Source organism: Chamaesiphon sp. (genome assembly GCF_041738855.1).
Classification (GTDB): Bacteria; Cyanobacteriota; Cyanobacteriia; order Cyanobacteriales; family Chamaesiphonaceae; genus Chamaesiphon.
Map to the genome: position 1 here is coordinate 1 of NZ_JBGSPA010000046.1, position 4,060 is coordinate 4,060.

Here is a 4,060-nt window from a genome sequence, read left to right on the forward strand (position 1 = left end):
ATCGATCTGTTCCCCCCAGTAACAATCTCGATCTGGGGGCGAAGCTGGGGTAACTTCTGGCACAGCTAATTTAGGCGAACGATCTCGCTGGCGACGCAATACCGCTTGTAAATTATTTTTGGTGACGGGTTCGCCCAATACTTGAGTCAATTGTCGCCACAGTTCGTAGCCGATATCGCGGATATAGCCAGTGTCATAGCCAATTAGCTCGGCCATATCGGGGTATGTGCGACCTTCCCAAGCGTGACGAAACACCTGCTCTTGAAGATCTCGGAGACTTTGAGCTTGAAGCAGTCGATCGAGTAACGCTAAGGCTTCATCTGCTGTCATCGGCAAAGATCCTGCCAGAATGTCTAGTCTTATTCTAGTCCTGATAATTCGTAAATTACAATCGAAGATCCGATCTTTTCCGATCGTCAACAGCAGTTTTTCTCCGATCTTTTCTGGCTGTCAAACTAGATGGGGGCGCATATTCTAAAAGACATGGAGCAAGTCGATCCCGACATCAATCCAACTCACTATCGACAAAGGAGAAAACCAATTGCATTTACAAGCAAAAAGTTTTACCACCATTCAATTACAACGGAGGAGCTTGTCATGAAACTCATATTGGGGAAAATCGCAGAACATAAGCAAGCCTATGCCAATCTGCCATTGTTTTTATATATGCGCGATGCCAGCTTGACTGAAGAGGCGCGGCTTGCTTTCTATCCTTGCATGGCACACTTCATTCTCAGCTTTGGCGACATCAACAAGTATATGCTCCGCGAGGAACCCACTACCGATCGATACCAACAGCGAGTCAACATCCATACCTATGAGGACGATCGACACTGGCCTTGGTACCTTGAAGACTTCGCTAAGTTGGGTTTCGATCGTCTCTGCACCCCATCCGCATGGATGCGTTTTCTCTGGAGTGAGGAGACCCGCCAAAACCGTATCCTGACATACCGACTAGCTGCTTTGATCGATCGGGCAAGTGCAATCGAACGGATTGCCATCATTGAAGCAATTGAAGAGACCGGAAACGTACTCTTCAGTACCATGCTCGATCTGGCAACGGCAATCGAACGCCGACGCGGCATCGAACTTCGTTATTGTGGAGAATTCCACTTTGCGCTGGAGTCTGGACATTCGGCAGGAAGCAATCGCCTTGAGATTGCTGAAATTTCGCTGGATGAAGCAACCCACGCACACAGCCTATTGCTTGTTGATGAAGTCTTCGCATTATTTGAAGCTTGGACGCACGAGCTGCTCTCCTATGCAACAAAAAAACACGCTCGCGATCTAGACGATCGTATCGATCGACTAGCGATCTCCGACCATGACATTTTAATCAGTAATTTAATTACACGAGCGATTTTCAACTAAATCTTAACTAACCATTTTCACTATTCCAAACACCATGAAAAACTATTCATTCATCATTCTAGTCGCAGTCGTCTGTTTGTCGGCTCTACCCAGTTACGCTCACCAGATGATGCGAATTTAAATATTAGCGATTCGGCAAAGCCGACGCTACGCGAACGGGGAAATACTGGCAACCATCAACTTCAAAAACATCAATTCGTTCGCGTAGCGTTCGCCTTGCGAAATCGTCGGCACCGTTCGATTAATTGGCGGTGGCAATCTCGGTTAATACAGTGGATTTAATCTCAGTCATTCGCTATCTTTTACCTAAAAAAACCGATCGCACCAAACTCAACTTCTACAAATCCGCAAAGATTACAAACAGGAGAATTACCAATGTTAAATCAACTTACTCAACGCAATAAGCTATCTCAACTCATCCTAACAGCAGGAATCTGCTTGGCTACGGTTTTAGCGTTCCAGATCGTTGGCGAGCCTACCGGAGGTAATCGCCCTGTTACCAAAGCCACTGAGAAAAATCTCAACGAAAATGGCTTTATCCTAAACGGGACGAGCTTTAATGGACTTCGTATAAATGGAACGAGCTTTAATGGCGCAAGCTTGAATGGGACTGGTCTTAATGCGAATGGAGTCCACTATAAAAAGTTTGGATCGACCTCACCGAACTCGGTAACGGCTATTCTTAACCAAAAGCCCATCTCAAAAATCCATTTAGAAGGTGGCCAACTTGCGCTCAAGATTAAAAGAAGCGATTGACGGATTTCGATCGGCCATAACTTCCCCACCACAATCTGAGACTAATTGGTGGCTTCTGGCTCCAGGAGTGAGGTTTGGAGGTGGTGATATTCACGATCGATTGAAGACTACCATCTCCCATAACTGCCATGAGGTTTGCCATGAGATTTACACAAAAAATGTCTGCTTCCTTGCTGTTGGCAACGGGCTGTCTCCTGACGATCGTTGCATCCATTCAAGTCCAGAGAAACCTGAATTGGCGCGCGGTGGAGGATCTGACGATCGAGGGACAAGATGTAGCCGGAACCGAACTAACGGTTGTTGAAGGTGGGCGAGATCTCAAACTCAAAATCGCTCATGTTGACTTAGATCCTCAAGATCCCGAACGAGAGATTTATCTCTACACTATTCTTTACCGCGATCTAGTCTCCGAACAGTGGCAAAATTACTGCCAACCAGATCGCCACAATGTTGCTAAAGCAATTCCCCTTTCTGGATATTGGGATCGAACGGGTAAACACCATGAGAATGGCGGCATTACCTTTGCTTGTACCAATGGGGTTTTAGCCAAATGCGTTCGGTTTGGTTATAAACCCTGGAAAACAGTTCGGGGGAGATCGCTGCGAGATTTCCATCAAGCTTGTACCCGCATGGTTCGGGCAGATTATTGCGGGAATGGTCGCGCTCACACTAAAGATGGGACAGCTATTGACATCTATGACCGACTGAGGATTCAAACCCGTACTCCTCAGAGTGGCATGATTTTGGAAGCGGCTTGGAGTCCTGATGGTGCAGTATCGATCGATCGGACTCGGTGGCCAGAGTCCTTAGCCCAGATTGAAAAGGAATGTCCCGATCGACTCAAAAGCCCTGTCCACAAATCGTTGGCGCAGCCTCTCCTTTGGAGAATCGCGACCAAGGCTAGCCAACAGCAACTGCCTGAAGTGCTGCTTGTCAATGATTCATTCGATCGAGTTGGGTCACACTTCTAATCTTTTGCTAGTTGAAGCAGCAAGTGGCAGACCTCGATTCGGCAAAGCCGACGCTACGCGCTCGACAAATTGTGACAATGAAGTCCCACTCACGATGCCTGGACTCGATCTGGAAAAGATATCTCCAACACTACACAACCAAGATCGGTTTTGAATGGCCCATGAATCTCTCCAGGTGGTCTACTGGCATAATGTCCAGTTTCTAGCCACAGATCGAAGGCTAGATCGTAAAGACGACCGCTGATAATTAAAATCTCTTCAGGATAGTCATGAATTTTTGCACCGAAACTAGTTGTATCGGCACCAGGATAAAATCGAGTTAGACGGGTGTACTCACCAGTTTCGGTATCTATGCTCAGAGTTAGTTCTTCGACCATTTCTTCCAGCCCTGAGAGGGGTTTCCACAGCTTTTTATGTGCCTGAATTAATGGATTCCAATATTCGACCGTCGATTTTGGCATATTACCTCATTGAGAATTGAGATGATGGCGTAACTTGAAAAATCAATCAAAGTTCTACCACTAATTTTATTAGTATTTTAATACTTTGACTGTAGCCTTAAATTTGAACTAACTTTGTCTTTTTGCTTCCATATTTATTTTAAAAATAAATAACAAATAAAACTAAGTGCTTGCGTTGAAAATCGACAAAATATCTAAAAAACTGGATAAATGTACGAGACAGAGAAAGAGAGTTAGCTGAATACTGATAACTAGAGTTACAAATTGTATTTACAGTAGCAACAGGAGATTGCAGTCATGGCACAACTTGAAACCAAGACAGAGCCGATGGTACTCAATATGGGGCCGCATCATCCCTCAATGCACGGTTGTTTTCGGATTATCGTCACACTAGATGGGGAAGATGTCGTCGATTGCGAACCCGTCATCGGTTATCTACATCGGGGGATGGAAAAGATTGCTGAAAATCGTACCAATCTGATGTTTGTCCCCTACGTCAGT

6 protein-coding genes and 1 pseudogene are annotated in these 4,060 nt (G+C 45.5%); 4 read left to right on the forward strand and 3 right to left on the reverse strand.

What is annotated here, in order from left to right; all coding sequences use genetic code 11:
* Positions 1–330 (reverse strand): hypothetical protein (locus ACEW9I_RS05200; RefSeq protein ID WP_373539298.1); only part of this gene is annotated, 330 nt, incomplete at its 3' end.
* Between the two features lie 267 nt (positions 331–597).
* Here ACEW9I_RS05200 and ACEW9I_RS05205 point away from each other — a divergent pair.
* Both ACEW9I_RS05205 and ACEW9I_RS05210 read left to right on the forward strand, forming a co-directional pair.
* The gene (locus tag ACEW9I_RS05205; protein ID WP_373539299.1) at positions 598–1,371 is read left to right on the forward strand and encodes a hypothetical protein; all 774 of its coding nucleotides are present in this window, start codon (positions 598–600) and stop codon (positions 1,369–1,371) included.
* A gap of 375 nt (positions 1,372–1,746) precedes the next feature.
* The gene (locus tag ACEW9I_RS05210; RefSeq protein ID WP_373539300.1) at positions 1,747–2,127 is read left to right on the forward strand and encodes a hypothetical protein; all 381 of its coding nucleotides are present in this window, start codon (positions 1,747–1,749) and stop codon (positions 2,125–2,127) included.
* On the opposite strand, the gene ACEW9I_RS05215 is transcribed toward ACEW9I_RS05210, so the two are convergent.
* Positions 2,111–2,269: a hypothetical protein gene (locus ACEW9I_RS05215; protein WP_373539301.1), complete on the reverse strand. Its 159-nt coding sequence runs from the start codon at positions 2,267–2,269 to the stop codon at positions 2,111–2,113. The two genes, ACEW9I_RS05210 and ACEW9I_RS05215, sit on opposite strands and share 17 nt — an antisense overlap.
* On the opposite strand from ACEW9I_RS05215, the gene ACEW9I_RS05220 reads away from it, so the two are divergent.
* Positions 2,268–3,098: an ADYC domain-containing protein gene (locus tag ACEW9I_RS05220; RefSeq protein WP_373539302.1), complete on the forward strand. Its 831-nt coding sequence runs from the start codon at positions 2,268–2,270 to the stop codon at positions 3,096–3,098. The two genes, ACEW9I_RS05215 and ACEW9I_RS05220, sit on opposite strands and share 2 nt — an antisense overlap.
* Before the next feature lie 89 nt (positions 3,099–3,187).
* On the opposite strand, the gene ACEW9I_RS05225 is transcribed toward ACEW9I_RS05220, so the two are convergent.
* Positions 3,188–3,559 carry a cupin domain-containing protein gene (locus ACEW9I_RS05225; RefSeq protein WP_373539303.1) on the reverse strand — a complete coding sequence of 124 codons (372 nt, stop codon included), beginning with the start codon at positions 3,557–3,559 and terminating at the stop codon, positions 3,188–3,190.
* A gap of 297 nt (positions 3,560–3,856) precedes the next feature.
* Between ACEW9I_RS05225 and ACEW9I_RS05230 the strand changes: the two are divergent.
* Positions 3,857–4,060 (forward strand): annotated as a pseudogene (locus tag ACEW9I_RS05230) (NADPH-quinone oxidoreductase); the annotation flags it as partial.